Origin of the sequence: Enterobacter sp. LM3 (assembly GCF_046622475.1) — a bacterium.
GTDB classification, from domain to species: Bacteria; Pseudomonadota; Gammaproteobacteria; order Enterobacterales; family Enterobacteriaceae; genus Enterobacter; species Enterobacter cloacae_P.
The window spans coordinates 11,868-14,728 of record NZ_JBJURN010000031.1 but is presented as its reverse complement, the minus strand read 5'-3'; the positions used below and the strand labels follow the sequence as shown (position 1 = coordinate 14,728).

Here is a 2,861-nt window from a genome sequence, read left to right as displayed (position 1 = left end):
GCGTTATCGATCTGGTCGAATGCACGAGCAGAACCACCGTAGGTTTTTGCCAGAACGGTAGTGATTGCAGCGGTCAGGGTAGTTTTACCATGGTCAACGTGGCCGATAGTACCAACGTTGACGTGCGGTTTTGTACGTTCAAATTTTTCTTTAGACACGGCTATATTCCTTACTATAGTGCTCTCCCCTTTGGAGAGAGCACGGGACTTAGGTTTTAATCCTGTGGATTACTTACCACGGGCTTCAATAACGGCCTGAGCAACGTTGTTAGGCGCATCATCATACTTCAGGAATTCCATAGTGTATGATGCACGACCTTTGGTCAGAGAACGCAGCTGAGTTGCATATCCGAACATTTCAGACAGTGGAACTTCAGCGTGGATCTTAACGCCAGTTACTTCAGATTCCTGACCACGCAGCATACCGCGACGACGGCTCAAGTCACCGATAACGTCACCGGTGTTCTCTTCAGGAGTTTCTACTTCAACCTTCATGATTGGCTCAAGCAGAACTGGTTTTGCTTTCTTAAAGCCTTCTTTAAAGGCAATAGACGCAGCCAGTTTAAACGCCAGTTCAGAGGAGTCAACGTCGTGGTAAGAACCGAAGTGCAGACGAACACCCATGTCAACAACTGGATAGCCAGCCAGAGGGCCCGCTTTCAGCTGTTCCTGGATGCCTTTATCAACGGCTGGGATGTATTCGCCAGGAATTACACCACCTTTGATGTCGTTGATGAACTCGTAACCTTTCGGGTTAGAGCCCGGCTCCAGTGGGTACATGTCGATCACAACGTGACCGTACTGGCCGCGACCACCAGACTGCTTAGCGTGTTTACCTTCAACATCGGTAACTTTCGCACGAATCGCTTCGCGGTAAGCAACCTGAGGTTTACCCACGTTAGCTTCAACGTTGAATTCACGCTTCATACGGTCAACGATGATGTCCAGGTGCAGTTCACCCATACCTGCGATGATGGTCTGGTTAGATTCTTCATCAGTCCATACGCGGAATGATGGGTCTTCTTTTGCCAGACGGCCCAGAGCCAGACCCATTTTTTCCTGGTCAGCTTTGGTTTTTGGTTCAACCGCGATGGAGATTACCGGCTCAGGGAATTCCATACGCTCCAGAATGATCGGGTGATCCTGGTCACACAGGGTGTCACCAGTAGTCACGTCTTTCAGACCGATAGCTGCAGCGATGTCGCCCGCACGAACTTCTTTGATCTCTTCACGTTTGTTAGCGTGCATCTGTACGATACGGCCAAAACGTTCACGCGCCGCTTTCACGGAGTTCAGGATGGTGTCACCGGAGTTAACCACACCAGAGTAAACGCGGAAGAAGGTCAGGTTACCCACGAATGGGTCGGTAGCAATTTTGAACGCCAGCGCAGAGAACGGCTCTTCATCACTTGCGTGACGCTCAGCCGGAGTATCTTTACCGTCGTCCAGGATGCCGTTGATCGCAGGAACGTCAACCGGGGATGGCAGGTAGTCAACTACCGCATCCAGCATCGCCTGAACACCTTTGTTCTTGAACGCAGAACCACAGGTTACCAGGATGATTTCGTTGTTCAGAACACGCTGACGCAGAGCTTTTTTGATCTCTTCTTCAGTCAGTTCTTCGCCACCCAGGTATTTTTCCATCAGCTCTTCAGAAGCTTCAGCTGCGGATTCGATCAGGTTCTGGTGCCATTCGTCAGCCAGATCCTGCATTGCAGCTGGGATATCTTCGTATTCGAAGGTAACGCCCTGGTCTGCATCGTTCCAGTTGATGGCTTTCATTTTCACCAGGTCGATAACGCCGGTGAAGCCTTCTTCAGCACCAATCGCCAGCTGCAGCGGAACAGGGTTCGCGCCCAGACGGGTTTTGATCTGACCAACAACTTTCAGGAAGTTAGCACCCATACGGTCCATTTTGTTAACGAACGCGATGCGTGGAACTTTATATTTGTTCGCCTGACGCCATACGGTTTCAGACTGTGGCTGAACACCACCAACTGCGCAGTAAACCATTACCGCACCGTCAAGAACACGCATGGAACGTTCTACTTCGATGGTGAAGTCAACGTGGCCCGGGGTGTCGATGATGTTTACGCGGTGCGGTTCGTACTGCTTAGCCATACCTGACCAGAATGCAGTAGTCGCTGCGGAGGTGATAGTAATACCACGCTCCTGCTCCTGTTCCATCCAGTCCATGGTGGCTGCGCCGTCATGAACTTCACCGATTTTGTGGTTTACACCGGTGTAGAACAGAATACGTTCGGTAGTCGTGGTCTTACCGGCGTCGATGTGCGCACTGATACCGATGTTACGGTAGCGTGCGATGGGTGTTGTACGAGCCATTTGATTCCTCGTTTATATCTTTAGGCGTTCAGTTAAGTTACCCAGAGCGGGCGGCTTCTCTGAAGCGCCCGCCTGGTGACTAATACTCCGAAGGGATTACCAACGGTAGTGTGCGAACGCCTTGTTGGCTTCTGCCATACGGTGAACGTCTTCACGTTTCTTAACTGCAGTACCTTTGTTGTCTGCAGCATCAGAAAGTTCGTTCGCCAGACGCAGAGCCATGGATTTATCACCGCGTTTACGAGCAGCTTCAACGATCCAACGCATTGCCAGGGCATTACGACGAACCGGACGAACTTCAACTGGAACCTGATAAGTAGAACCACCAACGCGGCGGGACTTAACTTCTACAGTTGGGCGAACGTTGTCGAGAGCGACTTCGAAAGCTTCCAGTTCATTTTTACCAGAACGCTGAGCCAGGGTCTCAAGCGCGCTGTATACGATTGCTTCTGCAGTAGATTTTTTACCATCTACCATCAGGATATTTACAAATTTTGCCAGCAGTTCTGATCCGAATTT

The 2,861-nt window shown here is 50.6% G+C and carries 3 protein-coding genes; all 3 read right to left on the bottom strand.

The window, feature by feature from the left end:
* The coding region (locus ACJ9N4_RS20420) for a GTP-binding protein (protein ID WP_227507214.1) at positions 1-158 on the bottom strand (158 nt) is incomplete at its 3' end.
* A 69-nt stretch (positions 159-227) separates the two neighbouring features.
* The gene (gene fusA, locus ACJ9N4_RS20415) at positions 228-2,342 is read right to left on the bottom strand and encodes an elongation factor G (RefSeq protein ID WP_182272857.1); all 2,115 of its coding nucleotides are present in this window, start codon (positions 2,340-2,342) and stop codon (positions 228-230) included.
* Between the two features lie 96 nt (positions 2,343-2,438).
* A partial coding sequence (gene rpsG, locus ACJ9N4_RS20410; RefSeq protein ID WP_095105229.1) for a 30S ribosomal protein S7 occupies positions 2,439-2,861 on the bottom strand: 423 nt, incomplete at its 5' end.